This is a genomic window from Lacinutrix sp. WUR7, from assembly GCF_016864015.1.
In the GTDB taxonomy this organism is placed as follows: domain Bacteria; phylum Bacteroidota; class Bacteroidia; order Flavobacteriales; family Flavobacteriaceae; genus Oceanihabitans.
This window is the reverse complement of record NZ_CP045067.1, coordinates 282,738-301,126: the sequence shown is the minus strand read 5'-3', so window position 1 is coordinate 301,126 and position 18,389 is coordinate 282,738. Positions and strand designations below refer to the sequence as shown.

The window sequence follows — 18,389 nt, the reverse complement described above, 5'->3', positions numbered from 1 at the left end:
TTCATCAAATTAGAACATTCTAAATTTTACTCGTACTTTTGTAATATGATAGAAGAACAAGTAATTCTTGTAAACGAAAATAACGAACAAATTGGCTTAATGCCAAAGTTAGAAGCGCATGAAAAAGCAGTATTGCATCGTGCCTTTTCTGTATTTGTATTTAATGATGCAAATGAACTCATGTTACAACAACGCGCTTTAGGAAAATACCATTCTCCAGCACTTTGGACCAACACCTGTTGTAGTCATCAACGCGATGGTGAAACGAATATAGAAGCAGGTAAAAGAAGACTGCAAGAAGAAATGGGTTTTGTAACAGAACTTGAAGAGTCTATTTCTTTTATTTATAAAGCGCCTTTTGATAATGGTTTAACCGAACATGAATATGATCATATATTAATAGGTAAATACAACCAAGAACCAAGTGTTAACGCTGACGAAGTGGCAGCATGGAAATGGATGCCCTTAGAAATGGTTAAAGAGGATATTGCAAATCAACCAGGATTATATACCGCTTGGTTTAAAATTATATTCGATAAATTCTACCAACATATAAACATTGCACAGAAATGAAAGTAACGGTTAGTAGAAAAGCACATTTTAATGCAGCACACAGATTGTATAGAAAAGATTGGAGCGACAAAAAAAATGCGGAAGTGTTTGATAAATGTAGCAATCCAAATTTTCATGGTCATAATTATGAACTAATAGCAAGTGTTACTGGCGAAATTGATCCGGAAACTGGTTATGTAATAGATATTAAGGTTTTAAAAGAGATAATTAGGACAGAAGTTGAAGATGCTTTTGACCACAAAAATTTAAATGTTGAAGTGCCAGAATTTAAAGACTTAAACCCTACTGCAGAAAATATTGTAGTAGTAATCTACAATAAAATAAAAAAACAATTACCATCCCATTTAGTACTAGAGGTTACTCTTTATGAAACCCCTAGAAACTTTGTAAGCTATTCTGGAATATAGATGTCAAATATGCTAAAATATCCAATAAAGTTTGAACCCATTTTAAAAGAAAAAATTTGGGGCGGACAAAAATTACATACCCTTTTAAAGAAAAAAAGTGCTTTACCTAATATTGGTGAAAGCTGGGAAATTAGTGATGTAGATCACGATATTTCTATTGTAAATAATGGCGATTTAAAAGGAAAGACATTAAAAGAACTTTTAGAAATTTATAAAGCAGACTTAATAGGACATAAAAATTACGAAGCTTTTGGTAACACGTTTCCGTTGTTAATTAAATTTATAGATGCTAAAGAGGATTTATCCATACAACTGCATCCTAATGATGCGCTTGCTTCTAAACGACATAATTCTTTTGGTAAAACAGAAATGTGGTACGTTTTACAAGCAGAAGATGATGCCAAGCTAATAGTAGGCTTTAATCAGGAAATGACTCCTGAAAAATATGTAAAACATCGAGAAGCAAAAACACTTCCTGAGATTTTAAATTTTGACAAGGTAGAAGAAGGAGATTCTTATTTTATAGAAGTAGGACAAATACATGCTATTGGAGCAGGAGTGATGCTTGCAGAAATACAACAAACCAGTGATGTTACGTATCGCATTTACGATTGGGATAGAGTAGATAGTAATGGAAATCATAGAGAGTTACATAATGATTTAGCAATAGATGCCATTAACTTCAAATCGCAAGAAGATTTCAAGGTGAACTATGCAAAAGCTAAAAATAAGGTAAATAAAATGGTAGATTGTCCTTATTTTATATGTAATTATATAGAGATATCAGAGACAATAGATAAAGAAAATAAAGTAGATTCCTTTATTATTTATATGTGTGTATCTGGCGAAGTTGAAATAGTAACAGCGCATGACACCGTAAAAATTAAAAAAGGAGAAACTGTATTACTTCCAGCAGCAATTAAAACATATCAAATTTCTTCTAAAAAAGGGAGACTATTAGAAGTTTATGTTTAATTTTGCAGGAAATTAAATTAAAATATTATGGCAAATAAAAGAATCCTAAAAAAAGACATAAACTATGTATTAGGAGACATTATTGAAGCAGTTTATGTTTGGGAGTATGCAAACCCAGAAAAAGACGCAAAAGGAAGTGAAAAAATTATTGATGAAGCTATTGCAACATTTGATGAATTAATTGCAAAAGTTAATGATAGAAGCGTTGAAAACAAAAAGGCTCATTTTAAGGCGATTAACCAAGAGTTAGAATCTAAAGGTCTTGCGTTAATTGAAAAAATTAATAAATTAGGATAAATTTCTAGAAAAAACACTTGCAAATATCATTTACAAGATTATATTTGCATTCGTTTTTCGCCGATGTAGCTCAGCTGGCTAGAGCAGCTGATTTGTAATCAGCAGGTCGTGGGTTCGAGTCCCTCCATCGGCTCTTTAAAAAGCCTCTCATTTTTTTGAGAGGCTTTTTTATGCGTTATACTTTAGGACGAGAAGTTTATCCTGAGCGCAGTCGAAGGGAGTCCCTCCATCGGCTCTTTAAAAAACCTCTCAATTTTTTGAGAGGTTTTTTTATGCGATATGTTTTGGGACGAGAAGTTTATCGGGTGCGTAGTCGAAGGGAGTCCCTTCATCGGCTCTTTAAGAAACCTCTCATTTTTTGAGAGTTTTTTTTATGCAATATATTTTGGGGCGAGAAGTTTATCTTTTAGAACCAGAAGGGATCCTGTAATAAAGAAGGAAAGAGTTGTTCTGTTGGCTATTTTAATCCGCTCTGCTTTTAGATATGCTTTTTTTAAGCATGGTGTTCCATAATGCAGTATTCCTCTTACATATGGCCATAAAAAAATCCCAAACATTTCTGTTTGGGATTTTAATTTTATACTATAAAGTAAACGTATTAGTTTTTCTTTTTTCTTTCTGTTATATAAGCTTCCAATTCTTTACCATATTTAGAAGCCTTCACTTTAGGGGTTAAAACATTGTTTATCGTGTCTAACCATCTTGTTTGTGCATTTTCAATTTCAGATAATGCTAAATAAGGAGCAATTTCATTATCCTTATTCGCTATTGCAAAGTTTACGGTATATAAGTATTTGCTTTTTAATAAATGGTTATACGCTATGGTATTTGCAACAATTTTGGCAGTATCCTTTGCCATTTTTGCTTCAAATTCTTCTTTTATTAGATTCAGGTTTCTGTCATTAAAACGAGACATTACTAATAGATACTCTTCTAAAGCTTTTTGTTGCTTAGAACCTTTAATTTTAGCATCCATTCCAAAGTTTTTCACACTTGTGCTAATTTCTGTAATTCCTTTGTCTGCAAAAAACGAAATGGTTTCATCATCGCTAGTATTTTTGTTTAACTGTAAGAAATACATTTCTGGAGTTTCTAAGTTAGTACTAAAAATAATTGGAGCTTCTCCTTGAACCACTAAAGAGTCTACTGTAATAATGGCAGTGTCTTGGGCTTTTTTAAGGTAAACGGTTCCTTTTTTTAATCCTTTAATATTAACTTTTACAGTTAAATCTTTCTCTTTTCCGCAAGAACAAAGAATTGCTAATGCTAGTACAAATATTGTTTTTTTCATTGAAGCTGAATTATTTCAGAGTTATTTCCGTGAAAACGAAAACATTTTTAGTGTTATTTTTAGATGCGCAAATATGCTATAAATAATTATTATTACCTATAAAACTATAAAATATAGTGCTATCCAGCAGCAGCCATTCTCATTAAAATGGTACAGCCAATTGCGGCTATAGTACCAACAGCATAACCAAAGACGGCTAGAAGCACACCTACTGTTGCTAGTGATGGATGAAATGCTGCAGCTACAATTGGTGCAGAAGCTGCTCCACCAACATTAGCCTGACTACCAACTGCTAAAAAGAAGTATGGTGCTTTTATAAGTTTGGCCACTACAATTAATAGAATGGCATGAATAGTCATCCAAACCACACCAATTGCAATTAATCCTACGTTGTCAAAGATCATGGTTAAATCCATTTTCATTCCAATAGAAGCGACTAAGATGTAAATAAAAATACTACCAATTTTACTTGCTCCAGCGCCTTCATAATCTTTGGCTTTGGTGTAAGATAAAAGGATGGCAATAAGCGTAGCAATACTTATCATCCAGAAAAAAGAGGAGCCTAAAAAGGTAAGCATGTTTCGAGTTCTTTGCGATGCTATTCCTGCAATCAAATTATCGAAAAATGGCGCTAAAAATCCAGAACATAAATGCGCAAAACTAACAGCACCAAATGCTATTGCTAGAATTAACATATAATCGGTTAAGCTTGGGTTTCTTTTTACACTTTCGGTATAAGAAGATACTTTTTCTTTAAGTGCTTCAATAGATGAGGTATCTGCCTTCAGCCATTTATTAATTCGGTCACGTTTACCAATACCAATTAATATAATAGCCATCCAAATATTGGCAACTACAATATCTACAAAGACCATCCCTCCATAGAGTTTTTGGTTGTATTCATAAATTTCTAACATGGCAGTTTGGTTTGCTCCACCACCAATCCAGCTTCCTGCAAGTGTAGATAAACCTCTCCAAACGGCATCTGGACCAATACCACCTACCGTTTCTGGTGAAACCATAGATATTAATAGAATTGCAATTGGTCCTCCTATTATGATTCCAATGGTTCCTGTAAAAAACATAATAAGTGCTTTCCAACCTAAGTTAAAAACAGCTTTTAAATCGATACTTAGCGTCATTAGTACTAATGCTGCGGGAAGTAAATAACGACTAGATACATGGTAAATACTTGATTTATGACTCACTAATTCACCGGCTTGGTCTACAGTTTCCCATTCTGGTGAAATTAAACCAATAGATGTTAAAACAGCAGGAAGCATATATGCCATAAAAAGCCCTGGAACGATTTTATAAAATTTAGACCAAAATCCAGTTTTAATATTTTCGGTATAAAATACAAAGCCTAATGTTAGCATTAAGAAGCCAAAGACTATTGCATCATTGGTAATTAGAGGTGTGTTTTCCATATTAGTTAGTTTATATACGCAAAATACCAAATTAAATGGGAATTTTAAAAGTTTGGCACGAGATTTGAAATATACTTTACAGTTACTACAAGAAGCTTTTTAAAGTGTGGTTACTTTTAATAAAAGTGTAGTAACTAATTTTTGGTTGGTTAGTTAAGAAAAGCATTCTTTGGAATGCTTTTCTTTTTTTATGCCTTTTACTTAAATTGTACTAGAAAAAATAGAGGTGCAATTTTAATTATTGCTTGAGTAGTTCTTTTCTTTCCATCCAGAAAATATCTGATTTATAAAATTGAAGTCTTGTTTTTACAACCTTATCCGATTTGTCTCGTGGTGACTTGCTAATAAATCTGGCTTTAGAATTATTAAAATCTAGTGTGTGTTTTTCGTTAAAATCTATATTTGGGTTTGCAGAAAATGTAATTATATTTTTTTCTGAAGTCCAAGTGCCTTTTCCGTATGTATTAGATTCTGGAGGAATTGCTTGTTTTTGATTGGAATAAGAATGGAATGTAAAAGTACCATCTTGTTGTAAGATAAGTGTATATGTAAACGAAGCGTTTTCAGTTTCTATACTTAAATTGTAATTACCAGCAAGTTTTTCAGATTGTGCAAAGCTGCCTAAACAGAAAGTAGATAATATAACGAGTAGTATATTTTTCAAAATAATTAGTTTATAAATTTCACTATACTTTCAATAACCTCAGGATTTAATTCTCTAAAAGATTCATTATACGATTTCGAGTTTTCTAAATTATCACCTGCTATGGTAAATAAGATATGATTCATATTTTCTATAATCTTAATTTCTGCTTTTGGGGTCGCCTCTTTTAAAAGGGTTGCTTCTTCCGTAGATACTTGTAAATCTTTAGTACCATTAATAATAAGGATTGGCATGTTTAATTCTTTAATTTTTTCAACAGGATTGTATTGTATCCAATTACTCATAAAAGGTTGTAAGCTAATATCAAACATAGAAGCTAATGCAGGTGGATAGTCTGTAGTAGTTTTGTTCTGTTTTAATACGTTAAAAACCTTTTTACAATCTTCGGAAAACATTGGTGCTGTTTTATTTACCTGTTCTAAAATAACAGCATCTATAGTTTGTCCTGCGCCAGCCAAAGAAATAAAACCATCTGCTTTATCTTTCGCTGCAAGCATACCAACCAAACTCCCTTGGCTATGGCCAATGATGTATATTTTTGAAAAGCGATTCTTTTCTTTAAAATAATCTAATACAGAAACAGCGTCCGTAACAAAATCATCAAACATAATGTTTTTGTCTACTTTTCCTTTTCGTATTTGTTTAACGATACGTTTATCATATCTAAAGGTTGCAATATTTTGGTTAGATAACCCTTCGGCAAGTTTTTTTAAGGAATTATTCTTTAAAAAGTTCTGATTTCCATCTCTGTTCGTTGGTCCAGAACCTGCAATAATAATTGCTAATACCGATTTACTATTGGCATTCGGAGTTAAAAGTGTGCCATCTATTAATTCATTAATAGCAATTTCTTCTGCAGTAAAAAGTTTTTCTTGAGCAAAAACGGAACAAGTAATGAATACTGTTAGAATTAAAAATTTGAATTTCATAGGTTGTAATTTTAATAGTTTTGACGGAAACAGCATACCATATAGTATCTATAACGTAAAATTAAATGAAATTAATCTACAAAAAGATAAAATAATCAGAATGTTTTAAAATATAAAAACATGCATTTCGTCGATTATTTAGTGAATTTGGACACCAAATGTTAAAAAAAAGCGTATTTCATCTAAAATAAATACTTTTAAACGTCAAAATTCAGATATAGTTTTATATTTGAAGTGTACTAAAGACACACTTTTAGTACATTGGATTAATTAATTAATATTTGCATTATGTTGTTGATACTAGAGACCCTAAATCATACCATAATATAATATGCAAATTACAAGAACAGAGGTTGAGGGACCTCTGTTTTTTTTATGCCTTATTTTGAAATTATTCTAAAAGTTAGATTGATTCTTTCGCCAACTTCCTTCTTTGTTTTTGGAATTTGATGTACCCAATTTTCTTGCGTGGCACCTTTCATAAGTAACAAACTGCCATGTTCTAGATTTATTTTGCATTTCTGTTCTTTCTTCGTTTTATGTTTTAAATGAAAAGATCGAGTAGCGCCAAAACTTACCGAAGCTATTATTGGGTTTTTGCCTAAAGCTTTTTCATTATCTGCATGCCAACCATTACTGTCTTTTCCGTTGCGATATAAGTTTGCTAAACAAGTAGTGAAATGAACATTGCAAATGCTTTCTATATGTTGTTTAATTTCTAAAAGTTCTTTTGTGAAGACTTTTGGATGCATGGTAATATTAGAGTAGGAGTAGGTATTGTTGTTATTTGCATATAATGCAGTAAGCCTTGGTTGCGCATGTGTTTTACCAAAAAGAGTGATGTTGTCTTGTTGCCAATTTATCGTTTTTAATAAGGATTTAAAATAGGTGTCTGCTTCTTTTTTTTGGAAACATTCTGGATAATAGATTGCTTCACCATCCTTTAATTGCAAATTTATTGCTTCGTTAAATAACATAATTTATAGATCCGGAATACGTTTATATTTTTCCTAAATTAGCATTTAAAGATTCTAATATGAAAATTAAGCTTGCTTTTTTACTATTTCTATTGCAATTATCAGCGTTTGCACAATTACCAGAAGGATTTGTTTATGTTGAGGATGTAATTCCGTCTATACAATTAGAACTTCGTTATTGTTTGAATAATAATTTTGTTGGTGAACCAGTAGATGGGTATCATGCGGAGGTTTGTATACTTACCAAACAAGCCGCTTATGCTTTAAAAAAAGTACAAGAAGATTTAAAAAAGGATAGTTTGTCTTTAAAAGTATTTGATGCGTACCGACCACAACAAGCGGTGAATCATTTTTCTAAATGGGCAAAAAATGTGAAGGATACTTTAATGAAACAGCAGTATTATCCAAATGTGGACAAGCGTAATTTATTTAGAGATGGTTATATCGCTTCAAAGTCTAGACATAGTAGCGGTAGTACTATCGATCTTACTATTGTGGATTTAAAAACAGGAAAAGAACTAGACATGGGAACGCCTTATGATTATTTTGGAACGCCTTCTTGGTATCTTCATGAAGGTTTAACTCAAGCACAAAAAGCCAATAGAGCATTATTACATAATATAATGCTTAAACATGGTTTTAGACATTACCCTAAAGAATGGTGGCATTTTACTTTACGAGGCGAGCCTTTTAAAAATCAGTATTTTGATTTCCCTGTGGAATAATTTAATCTTCCTCTTTATACACCTGCAGCCCTAAACCAATTGCATAATTATTTAATCCAGCTTTTAATAGATTGGAATCCTGAATATTCTTCTTGTCGAATAAAACCCATTGGTTGTTATTTAAAAACACACGTTTCACGAAAGTTTTTGGCGTTTTTACTAGATCGGTAAAAGGTAAAAGCGGTCTAAAGGTGGTCGATACTTTTATAATGCCACGCGCTGTTTTTACTTCTCTGTATTTTTTGTTAGGTAATAATTTTCCGGCTTTATCGGTATAGCCTAAAACTTGAAGCGAAACAAACATCCCTTCTTTAGGAATATAAATATTATTGCTAGAAACATCTACTTCAAAAACACTTTCACTAGCTTCTGTAACTCTAAAAACTATTTTATCGTAGGTTAAAACATCACCAGGAAGTCCATCTTCGTTTTCATAAAACTGCACCCGAAATAATGTAGAAAACGGAAGTTTATTCGACGTTTTTGTTTTGCGTTTGCTCCAATCTTTTGCTTCTACTTTAATGGGTAAAAGTAAGGTGTTTACTTTTTTTGCTTTCGCAGGATTATCGTTATCAAAATAAACGGCAATTTCACTTTCTATAGTTGGTAACCAACATTTGTAGTAATCGTCGTGTACGGTTGGTTTTAAGGTTTCTTCTTTAGATTTTCCTTTTGGAGTGTAGCGTAAAAGTACTTCGTCTAAAGCATCTTGAAATGGTAATAGCTCTACAGTTTTTGTCAGATTTACAGTGGCTACTTTATAATCTTTATAGCCTAAAGCTGAAATAAAAAGCGTGTCTATATCAGCATATAGTTTTTTTGTAAAAATGAATTTTCCTTCATCATCGGCAAAAATTCCATGTCCATTTCCAAAGGAAACCGTAGCATAAGATACCGGATTTCTATTTTCTTGATCTACAATCGTTGTTTGACTAAAAGTGATACTGCTTAGTAAGCAGGTAAATATTATAATTGCGTTTTTTATCATTTTGTTTTTTTTCTTCTCGATACAATCCCGAAGAAATATCGGGATCACTCGAAGTGACATGACGATTATGTTTTTGTCAGTTCGAGTGTTTCGACTTTAGGAGAAATGTATCGAGAACATCTTGTTTTAAAAGTGTTAATTTAAAATTTCTTTAAAAAAACACTACGCTTCTTAAAGCCATTTACTTGTTTCTTATAATTTCACTTCTCGATACAATCCCGAAGAAATATCGGGATCACTCGAAGTGACAACTCGAGAAGCTATTTGTTTGCTGCAATCCAGTTATCGATTTTATTTTCTAATAAAGCTAGAGGTACACAACCCGTTTCTAAAACTTGGTTATGAAATTGTCTAATATCAAATGTTGTGCCTAGCTCTTTTTCGGCTTTTGCACGAAGCTCTCTTATTTTAAGTTGTCCGATTTTATAGGATAATGCTTGTCCGGGATTCGCCATATAACGTTCAATTTCTGAAATAATACTCGCTTCACTTTCCGCTTCATTATCTAAAGAATATTGAATAGCTTGCTCACGTGTCCATCCTTTTACATGCATTCCTGTATCTACAACTAAACGGATTGCTCGGTGCATTTCCATACCGAGCATTCCAAAATATTGGTACGGATCGGTATATAAACCTAACTCTTTTCCAAGCGATTCGGTATATAAAGCCCAGCCTTCGCCATAAGCGCTATACCAAAGTGTTTTTCTAAATTCTGGTAAGTCTGGATCTTCTTGCTGTAAAGAAATTTGGTAATGATGTCCTGGAATGGCCTCGTGTAAAAATAACGCTTCATCACTAAATGTATTGTATTTGGTAACGTCTGGAATTGGTGTGTAAAAAATACCTGGTCGTGTACCATCTAAAGATCCTTGATTGTATTCTGCACTTGCTGAAGCTTCTCTAAAAGCTTCTGTACGTCTAACCTCGAAAGCTGTTTTTGGAGTTACATCAAATAATTCTGCTAACTTTGGTTTCATGGTTTCATGAATGGTATTAAAGTTATCTAGTACTTGTTGCGGATCTGTAAAAGGCATGAGTTCTTTATTGTTTCTAACAAAATCAAAGAAGGATATAATGTCTCCTTCATAGCCAACCTCTTTTTTTACAGTTTCCATTTCCGATAAAATTCTTGCGACTTCTTTTAAGCCAAGTGCATGAATTTCATCTGCAGACCTATTCGTCGTAGTGTACTTTTTTATTTGATGGTTGTAATATGCCGTTCCTTTTGGAGTTGCAGAAATTCCGCTAGATGCTCTTCCCGCTTTTAAGTAGGTTGTGCTCATAAAATCGTGCATTTTTTTATATGCAGGAATCACTTTGTCTTTTACCATTGTGGTGTAAGATGCGGTTAGTTTTTTCTTGTCTTCTTCCGAAAAACCTTCTGGGAAATTTTTTATTGGTTGATAAAACAAATGGTTTTCTACATTAGCTTCCGCCATGGCTGCCATTTGCGGAATTACTTTTGTGATTAAGGATTTAGGTAAAACATAACCCGTTTTTATTCCTTCTTTCATATTGCTTTCCGCGGAAGCGAGCCAAAGTAAATAACCGTCTACGCGTTTTAACCAATTATTATAATCGGTAACCGTCTCAAAAGGTTGTGCTCCAGAACCACTTGCAAGTTGCCCGATATTTAAATGCGGCGACCACATTTGATCGATTGGCATGAGGTCTTTTTTAAAAGTTAAGTCAGCAAGATTAATATTAATATCCCAATTTAAAGTGGCTTTGCTTAATTTTTCGGTTTCGTTTAAGTCTTCGTCTTTGTACCTGTTTAAAATATTTTTATAATTGGTATAATAGGCTTTCTGTTTTGCCTTGTATATTGGTGACAAATAGTTTGGCATTTTATCATTATATCGGTTGTCTCCAGCAAATGTTGCAGCTATAGGATTTAGCTTTAAACCATCTTGGTAGTAGGTATCCAACATGTTTTTGAATTCGGAATTCACTATTTTTTTTGTTTCTGAAGTTTCTTTTTTCACTTCGTCTTTACAAGAAGTAAATGCAATACACAAACAAAAAAGAGCTAGAATGTTTTTCATCTTTTAAAAGGTTTCCTTATTAGAAATATAAAGATACATTATAAAATAAAAAAACTGCTAGTGATTGGCTAGCAGTTTTATAGGTAGAAGGAGTAAGAGGTGTTATTCTTTATCTAAATTTTTAGTTAGATTGAATCCTATAAATAATCCAACACCAGCCATAAAGAAAATAGTTGCAGGATAAATAGCGTCCTCATCTAGTGACGTGAAGCTATCTAATAAAGAAGCGATAAAAGTACCTAAGCCAATTCCCATTAATAATAAGGCTAAGTTTAAAATGAGTACTTTCCATATTGGAGCAGTGTGTCCCTTTGCTTTGGTGAAAATACTTGCGTCTGCACCTTTTTCAATAAGTGCTAATCGTTCTTTGTTTCTAGTAGAAAAGTATAAATAAAATACTCCGAAAATTGCACCAAATATCACTGGTAAAATAATTAATTCTGATCCCATAATTGTTTGTTTTTAATTGATTAATTTTATGTGTTCTTATGCTTAAGACGACAACTTTTAAATGATGGTTACAACTTTTTCAAAATATTTTTTACTAGAGGCTGTAACCATGTCTGCTATTTTGTCGTCCAATGCGCAAATGACCACTAACCAAGATCAAATAATCATCCAACAAATCCTAGAAGGAGATACCAAAGCGTTTGCTGTATTGGTAGATCGTTATAAGGACTTGGTATTTACTTTAGCCATACAAATGCTGAAGAATAGGGAAGAAGCAGAAGAAGTTTCGCAGGATACTTTTATTAAAGTATTTAAAAAGTTGAAAAACTTTAAAGGCGATTCTAAATTTTCTACTTGGATTTATAGAATAGCGTATAATACCTGTTTAGATAGAATTAAAAGTAATAAGCGAAAACAAAACACCGTTGTTATTAATGAATTTACAGCACATGAAGTAAAGACTTTAGATAATGCTTTAAGTATTATGGAAGCACAAGAAAGTAAGCAGGCCATTCAAGATTGTTTGCAAATGTTACCAGCAGATGATTGTGCTTTGCTAACCTTATATTATTTTGAAGAACTTTCTTTAGAAGAAATTGGGAAAGTTATTGGTGTGAAAGCAAATCATGTAAAAGTAAAACTATTTAGAAGTCGAAAAAAACTAACTACCATTTTGCAGAATAAATTAGAACCAGAAATCATTGAAAGTTATGCAAGAGAAAGAAAATAAAAACATAGAGGAATTAGTCGATAAGATGATGCATTCGTTATCTGTGGAATCTCCTTCGGTAGATTTTACCAATACTATCATGTCACAAGTGGAAGCTTTAGAAAGTAAAAAAGTGACGACTTACAAGCCTTTAATTCCTGGTTATTTGTGGTTTGTTGGCGGATTTTTGTTAGTTGCAATAACGGGCTATTTATTTCTGAGTACTACTACCGAAGAATCTACTTGGTTTCATGCTTTAGATTTTAGTAAGCTCACTAATAATAACCTAACACAGTCCCTTTCTAGCTTTAGTTTGCCTAAAACATTAATGTATGCTATTCTTTCTTTAGGATTAATGATTTGTATTCAAGTTCCTGTACTGAAACATTATTTTGATAAACGATTAAGTGTGTAATATTAATCGGGATAATACCAAAACGGAATGCTAATGATGGTTCCTAAAGAATCCTTTTCTGGTTTCATTTGTCTTTTTAGTTGTAACGTATGCTTTCCTTTTTTTAAGCTGTCGAGTTCTATTAATGTTTCAAATCCAATTTGCTTCTTTTTGTTTTCCGAAAGGGTATAATCTAGATTATACTTTGTGCTATCTATGGTAACGTGATAAATGCTTTTAAAAGTTTTCAGGTATACTGAGATTAAACTGTCTCCATTCGTTTTTAATTCATTTATAGTAAAAGCACTAGTGCTAAGACCTCGTTTGTCTTTTTTAGGTTTTAAAGAAGGGTGGAATTCAATAATTCGATCTTCAATTCCTTCCACATAAGGGATAAAAAAAGAAAAATATGGTTTTGTAATTATCTTACTAGGAATAGCTGCAATATTTACAAACTCTTTTTCAGGCAATACACTATAGTAATTATTATTACTAGCATATTCACTTGTTGAAATATTAGTTCTTTTTATATAATTAGATGTTTTGTAATAGGTTCCTGTAGATAAAAAAATAATTAGGTACAAAGGAAATAAAAGGACGCTAATTCGTTTACCAAATTTATTGTCTAAAAAATTATAGACCAATGGTCTGTATAAAAAAGAAAGCGTTAAAATGCTAAAAACTAAATAAAAAGGAAAGTAGATTTTAGATAGCCACTTTTTCTTTTTTAAAAATCCTTGGGTTATAAAATCAATAAAAGTTAAAAGAATTCCAAATAAGAATATAATGCCTACTGTATTACCTATTGTATCTAAAATATTGGAAAAAGAACCTTCATATAGATTGAAATAATGCTTCACTAAAACGAATACTAAAGTCAACGTGATGAATCCTATGATGTAAAAAACCATTAAAAAGGAAACCGCAAACATGATACTAGAATAATCTTCTAATCTGGAAATATATCTGTCAAAAGAACCTACTTTTCGTTTTAAATACTTCGTGAATTTTTCAGAATACTTTAGTTTGTCATAATCAATATCGCCAGAAACATAACGCAAACCTAAAGCACCAATCCATAAACCACGTAGTAAAACGTGAACGATAAGATTAAATAGTAAAATGAGAATAATTGGAGCTACACTTGCTATTAGAGCAATGGAGTATACGTTGGTGTTTTGAGTGCTATAGATTAGTTCATCAAAAATATATCCTTTTAACCCAATTAATCCAAAAATAGCAAAACCAGAAATCAGCAATTCTAATTGCCAACTTTCTTGTTGTAATTTATCTAGTAGTTTTTTAAAGACATCTGAAGTGTAATCGTTTCTCATGCACAAGGAGTTGGAATAGCAAGATAAACAAAATATTAGTCTTTAATACGTACGTTGAAAAATGGTGTTTTTATTGGGTGAAAAGGGAAAAAAGGGATAAGTGATAAAGGGAAAAGGGATAAGTGAAAAGTGATAAAGGTTGAAAAAGAGATTTCTCGACATGCTCGAAATGACATAGGTTTCCGTCTTCCGCCGTTTTTCAATTTTTAATATAATTAGTTCTCGATACTAAATTGCAAAAAAGCAATTTCACTCGAAATGACATAAGTTTTAGTCATTAGTCATTAGTCATCAGTCTTCTGTCATTGTCTTGCAGGAGTAATTAGTTTCAGAGATTTCGCGACAAGCTCGAAATGACATGGGTTTCCGTCTTCCGCCGTTTTTCAATTTTTAATATAAATTAGTTCTCGATACTAAATTGCAAAAAAGCAATTTCACTCGAAATGACATAAGTTTTAGTCTTCTGTCATTGTCTTGCAGGAATAATTAGTTTCAGAGATTTCGCGACAAGCTCGAAATGACATAGGTTTCAATCAACAATCAACAATCAACAATCAACAATCAACAATCAACAATCAACAATCAACAATCAACAATCCTAATACCAACGCTTCTTTTTCTTTTTTGAAGCTTCACTTTTACGACCTTTTTTATGCTTACTTCCTGTTTTTTTAGAAGTATGTCTCACCGCTTGTGCTTTAGGATCTAAAGGATACGGATGGTCTTCTTCCACTGGAATCTGTACGTTAATTAATTGCTGAATGCTTTTAACATAGGCTTTTTCATCCGCAGAAACTAAAGAGTACGCTGTTCCAAAATTACCAGCACGACCAGTTCTTCCAATTCTATGTACATACGTTTCTGGTACGTTTGGTAAATCGAAATTAATAACCGCGTCCAACTCGTTAATATCAATTCCACGAGCAGCAACATCGGTAGCAACCAATATATTTACATAGCCATTCTTGAACTTTTTAAGCGCATCTTGACGTAAGTTTTGGTCTTTATCACCATGAATAGTTTCTACTTTAAAGTCATTATTCAAAAGCGTTTTTTCTAACTTATCGACACCATATTTGGTACGTCTGAAAATTAGAATATTTCCTTTTATTGTTTTACGAAGTAAGTGTAAACACAATTCAATTTTATCCTTTTTTGGTACGTAATACAACACCTGACTAACATTTTTTGCAGCAGAAGAAGTTGGCGTAATAGCAATACGTTCTGGCGCATTTAAAATCGTATTTGCAAGTTGTTCTACTTTAAAAGGGATGGTTGCCGAAAACAATAAAATCTGTTTCCCTTCCGGACAAAGGCGTTCTACTTTTTTTACATCATCAATAAATCCCATGTCCAACATAAGATCTGCTTCATCTAAAACCAAAGTTTCCACATAATCCAGATTCAAACAATCTTGTTTGTGTAAATCTAACAAACGTCCAGGCGTAGCAATTAAAATATCAACCCCCTTTTTTAATACGTCTTTTTGTGGTTCTATACTTGTTCCACCATAAATAACCGTACTTGTTAAATTAGTGTTTTTGGCATAGGTTTTAAAGTTTTCCTGTATTTGAGAAGCTAATTCTCTAGTCGGACTTACTATTAACGCACGAATCTTTTTTCCTTTTTTAGATCCTTCTTGCTTGTCGTATAACAATTGTAAAATTGGCAAAGCAAATGCTGCCGTTTTACCAGTTCCTGTTTGCGCAGAACAAATAACATCTTTTCTGTCTAGTACAAAAGGAATTGTTTTTTCTTGTACTAAGGTAGGATTGTCGTAACCAGCATCTGCAATAGCACGTAGCAAAGGTTTGTTTAGTTGTAAGTCTTTAAATGACATGTAATTTATTTTGTGCAAAGATAACCTAAAAGTAATGGAAGTCTTAAAATAAAATTATCCCTTTTTCACTTCCTTCTATACGGTGTAACGAAACCCGTTAATTAAAAACCGAAGTATACTTTAAAGTCACATTGTTTAAATTAATAGCTAGCGATTTTAGCCAGAGTAATTGATTGCTAATCAAATGTGCTTCTTGCAGATTTAATAGGGTTTTAGTATCAATTTGGGTCTGACCAGCTTGAATCGCGATATCTCTTTTTTGCGATAAATAAGCATAGCGTTTTTGCAGTTTTTCATGTGCTTGTGCAATTTCATTTTCTTCGGAAACTGTAAGCGTTTCATTACTCTCTAATTTGGAAGCCGCTTGTTTTAAGGAAGTCGTAATATCTGCAATAATAGTATCAAACTCCTCGGAAGCAGAAGTGGTTTTATGATTTAAAATATAGGTTCCAATAGATGCAATAGCAGAAAGAACCGTGTGGTTTAAGGTTACCATTTCATAAATTAAAGCCGATTCTTTTTGTTTCGATTTTGGATCTTGTGTTAATCTTTGAAAGGCTGCATTTAAATTACTCATGGCCAAAAAAGCCTTCTTTCGGGATAATTTATACGCTAAACTATTTTCCTTTTTGTTATGGTATAAATTCTTAGTGGCTTCTAAGTATTTGCTATTAGAAAGCATAACATCTACAATAACAGTATTTAGGTTTTTATATTCCCAACTTGGGAACAATAAATAGTTGGCTAGAACTGCAATGGTAGCTCCAAGTATAGTATCTATAACACGATATTGAACCACCAAAAATGCATTAGGATCTATCAAGGCGTAAACAAACACAATATTTAAAGTGATAAAAGCAGCGCCAACTTTATAGCTTTGCTGAATTAAAGAAAAAGCAAAAGTTAAGGATACAACAGCCAATACCATATAAACCGTCGTGTTTTTTGTAATTAAAATAATGCTTGTTGCTATTACTGCTCCAATAATGGTTCCTATAATTCTATTTTTAGAACGTTCTTTAGTTAAACCATAATTAGGACGCATGATCACAATGATGGTTAGTATAATCCAATAGGCATTTTTTAAGTCTAATAAACTACCTAATAAAAAGCCGAAAACAATAGCAGTAGAAAGTCGTAATGCATGCCTTAACATTGGCGAATTAAAACTAAAATGCTGTAATAATATATTAAAATTGTATTCTTGCGAGGTTAGAAATTGTTTTGACTCTTGTGTTTTTAACCTTGCTTTTGAATTGTCTTTTACCTTGCTTAATACACGTCTAATGGCTTTGACTTCTTGTACTAATTGCTTTTGGTAATCTTGAAGATTTCGAAGGGTAATTGCGCCTTCACGAGCTTTTGGTAATCCTACTTGGTCGACATATTCTAGTATTGCCTGCTCTGTTTTTTTAGCTGCTTTATTTAATAAATCGATATCTGGAAGTTTTCCTTTTTTTATTAAAAGCTCCGATAAAGTGATGAGGTGATTACCCATGACTTTATTCATTTTTTTGAAAGGTTTTAAATACGTTTTATGCAAGCCAAATAGCGAATCTATTTTAGAATAATCTAAAGAGTTTGCTAATGCCAATTCAAAAATATCGACTAAAGATATAAATATTAAAAGGCGTCGTTCATTAGAATGCGATCTCCCAGAACGTTTTCTGCCTTCAAAAAGTAACTCTCTTAATGTTTCGTGTTTTTCACTTATTTGTGTTTGAAGTACAAATGCTTTTGTGGAAAGTTTTTCACGTTTATTCGGCTTGGTAAGTAGCTTGGCTCTAACTTTTAAATATTTTCCAGTAAGGGATAATGTATCAGATAGTAATTGGTCGTCATCCTTTTTAGGAAACAACCAATTCGATAATAAGGAAACGGTTAAATACCATAAACCTCCTATTCCTAATAAACCAACATGAAGCAACATCGATTTTAAATCTGGCTTTGTAACAGCTAATGCCAATACAATGGCTAATAATCCGGAAAAGGAAATTAACGAAGCTCTAAAACCATACACCGAAATTAAACTAATTGCAAAACTTAAAATAGCAATGGCTATGAGTAGTAAAACAAAAACAGGTTTGGTTATAAAAACAATAAATGTAACCAACATGGTAAGCACAATGCTAATTAAGATCCCATTAATTTTACGTTTTAAACTTCCAGGAATATCACTTGGTGCATTTAAAAAAGTACCAAGAGCAATAGCAGGAGCATAGGCAAATAAGCCAATAGCATTAAAAATAAATAGCGGTAAAACAACAGCAATAGTTAATACAACTCCTCTGTAAAAACTAGAGCCTTTCAGGAATAATTCGGTGGTTTTTAAATAGGATTTTAACTTGTTCTGCATCG

General features: G+C 32.3%; 18 protein-coding genes and 1 tRNA gene. 8 read left to right on the top strand and 11 right to left on the bottom strand.

Features of this window, described 5'->3' with window-relative positions; translation table 11 throughout:
* Positions 1–45: 45 nt before the first annotated feature.
* From idi to FG167_RS01295, 5 genes are all read left to right on the top strand, one after another.
* Positions 46–573 (top strand): isopentenyl-diphosphate Delta-isomerase, encoded by a 528-nt coding sequence (gene idi / locus FG167_RS01315; protein WP_203459698.1) that lies wholly within the window; start codon positions 46–48, stop codon positions 571–573.
* Complete coding sequence (locus FG167_RS01310; RefSeq protein WP_203459697.1) at positions 570–980, top strand: 6-carboxytetrahydropterin synthase; 411 nt, start codon at positions 570–572, stop codon at positions 978–980. Before idi ends, FG167_RS01310 begins: the two co-directional genes overlap by 4 nt.
* On the top strand, positions 981–1,955 hold the full coding sequence (locus FG167_RS01305; protein ID WP_203459696.1) for a type I phosphomannose isomerase catalytic subunit: 975 nt from the start codon (positions 981–983) through the stop codon (positions 1,953–1,955).
* Positions 1,956–1,982: 27 nt separating this feature from the next.
* A complete protein-coding gene (locus FG167_RS01300) occupies positions 1,983–2,252 on the top strand; it encodes a hypothetical protein (protein ID WP_203459695.1) in 270 nt (89 codons plus the stop codon).
* 59 nt (positions 2,253–2,311) lie between these two features.
* Positions 2,312–2,385: transfer RNA gene (locus FG167_RS01295), tRNA-Thr, on the top strand.
* Between the two features lie 465 nt (positions 2,386–2,850).
* Here the strand turns inward: FG167_RS01295 and FG167_RS01290 are convergent.
* The 5 genes from FG167_RS01290 to FG167_RS01270 form a co-directional block, all read right to left on the bottom strand.
* Positions 2,851–3,543 (bottom strand): DUF4369 domain-containing protein, encoded by a 693-nt coding sequence (locus tag FG167_RS01290; protein ID WP_203459694.1) that lies wholly within the window; start codon positions 3,541–3,543, stop codon positions 2,851–2,853.
* Positions 3,544–3,662: 119 nt separating this feature from the next.
* On the bottom strand, positions 3,663–4,973 hold the full coding sequence (locus tag FG167_RS01285; protein ID WP_203459693.1) for a DUF819 domain-containing protein: 1,311 nt from the start codon (positions 4,971–4,973) through the stop codon (positions 3,663–3,665).
* A 238-nt stretch (positions 4,974–5,211) separates the two neighbouring features.
* Positions 5,212–5,637 carry a hypothetical protein gene (locus FG167_RS01280; RefSeq protein ID WP_203459692.1) on the bottom strand — a complete coding sequence of 142 codons (426 nt, stop codon included), beginning with the start codon at positions 5,635–5,637 and terminating at the stop codon, positions 5,212–5,214.
* A gap of 5 nt (positions 5,638–5,642) precedes the next feature.
* Positions 5,643–6,566: an alpha/beta hydrolase gene (locus FG167_RS01275; protein WP_203459691.1), complete on the bottom strand. Its 924-nt coding sequence runs from the start codon at positions 6,564–6,566 to the stop codon at positions 5,643–5,645.
* Between the two features lie 380 nt (positions 6,567–6,946).
* Entirely contained in the window at positions 6,947–7,543 is a 597-nt protein-coding gene (locus tag FG167_RS01270; protein ID WP_203459690.1) for an alpha-ketoglutarate-dependent dioxygenase AlkB, read from the bottom strand.
* 59 nt (positions 7,544–7,602) lie between these two features.
* On the opposite strand from FG167_RS01270, the gene FG167_RS01265 reads away from it, so the two are divergent.
* Positions 7,603–8,268, top strand: a complete 666-nt coding sequence (locus FG167_RS01265; RefSeq protein WP_203459689.1) for a M15 family metallopeptidase — start codon at positions 7,603–7,605, stop codon at positions 8,266–8,268.
* 1 nt (position 8,269) lies between these two features.
* On the opposite strand, the gene FG167_RS01260 is transcribed toward FG167_RS01265, so the two are convergent.
* The 3 genes from FG167_RS01260 to FG167_RS01250 form a co-directional block, all read right to left on the bottom strand.
* The gene (locus FG167_RS01260; RefSeq protein WP_203459688.1) at positions 8,270–9,256 is read right to left on the bottom strand and encodes a hypothetical protein; all 987 of its coding nucleotides are present in this window, start codon (positions 9,254–9,256) and stop codon (positions 8,270–8,272) included.
* A gap of 260 nt (positions 9,257–9,516) precedes the next feature.
* Positions 9,517–11,304: a DUF885 family protein gene (locus FG167_RS01255; protein ID WP_203459687.1), complete on the bottom strand. Its 1,788-nt coding sequence runs from the start codon at positions 11,302–11,304 to the stop codon at positions 9,517–9,519.
* Positions 11,305–11,406: 102 nt separating this feature from the next.
* Entirely contained in the window at positions 11,407–11,754 is a 348-nt protein-coding gene (locus tag FG167_RS01250; protein WP_203459686.1) for a DUF6249 domain-containing protein, read from the bottom strand.
* A gap of 139 nt (positions 11,755–11,893) precedes the next feature.
* Here FG167_RS01250 and FG167_RS01245 point away from each other — a divergent pair, with 139 nt between their 5' ends.
* Positions 11,894–12,484, top strand: a complete 591-nt coding sequence (locus FG167_RS01245) for an RNA polymerase sigma factor (protein ID WP_203461023.1) — start codon at positions 11,894–11,896, stop codon at positions 12,482–12,484.
* Positions 12,465–12,878 (top strand): hypothetical protein, encoded by a 414-nt coding sequence (locus FG167_RS01240; protein ID WP_203459685.1) that lies wholly within the window; start codon positions 12,465–12,467, stop codon positions 12,876–12,878. The genes FG167_RS01245 and FG167_RS01240 overlap by 20 nt, the downstream gene beginning before the upstream one ends.
* A gap of 2 nt (positions 12,879–12,880) precedes the next feature.
* On the opposite strand, the gene FG167_RS01235 is transcribed toward FG167_RS01240, so the two are convergent.
* The 3 genes from FG167_RS01235 to FG167_RS01225 all read right to left on the bottom strand — a co-directional run bounded on the left by FG167_RS01235 (position 12,881) and on the right by FG167_RS01225 (position 18,387).
* Entirely contained in the window at positions 12,881–14,191 is a 1,311-nt protein-coding gene (locus FG167_RS01235; RefSeq protein ID WP_203459684.1) for a hypothetical protein, read from the bottom strand.
* A gap of 598 nt (positions 14,192–14,789) precedes the next feature.
* The gene (locus FG167_RS01230) at positions 14,790–16,031 is read right to left on the bottom strand and encodes a DEAD/DEAH box helicase (protein ID WP_203459683.1); all 1,242 of its coding nucleotides are present in this window, start codon (positions 16,029–16,031) and stop codon (positions 14,790–14,792) included.
* A 97-nt stretch (positions 16,032–16,128) separates the two neighbouring features.
* Complete coding sequence (locus FG167_RS01225) at positions 16,129–18,387, bottom strand: FUSC family membrane protein (RefSeq protein WP_203459682.1); 2,259 nt, start codon at positions 18,385–18,387, stop codon at positions 16,129–16,131.
* Between the last annotated feature and the right edge of the window lie 2 nt (positions 18,388–18,389).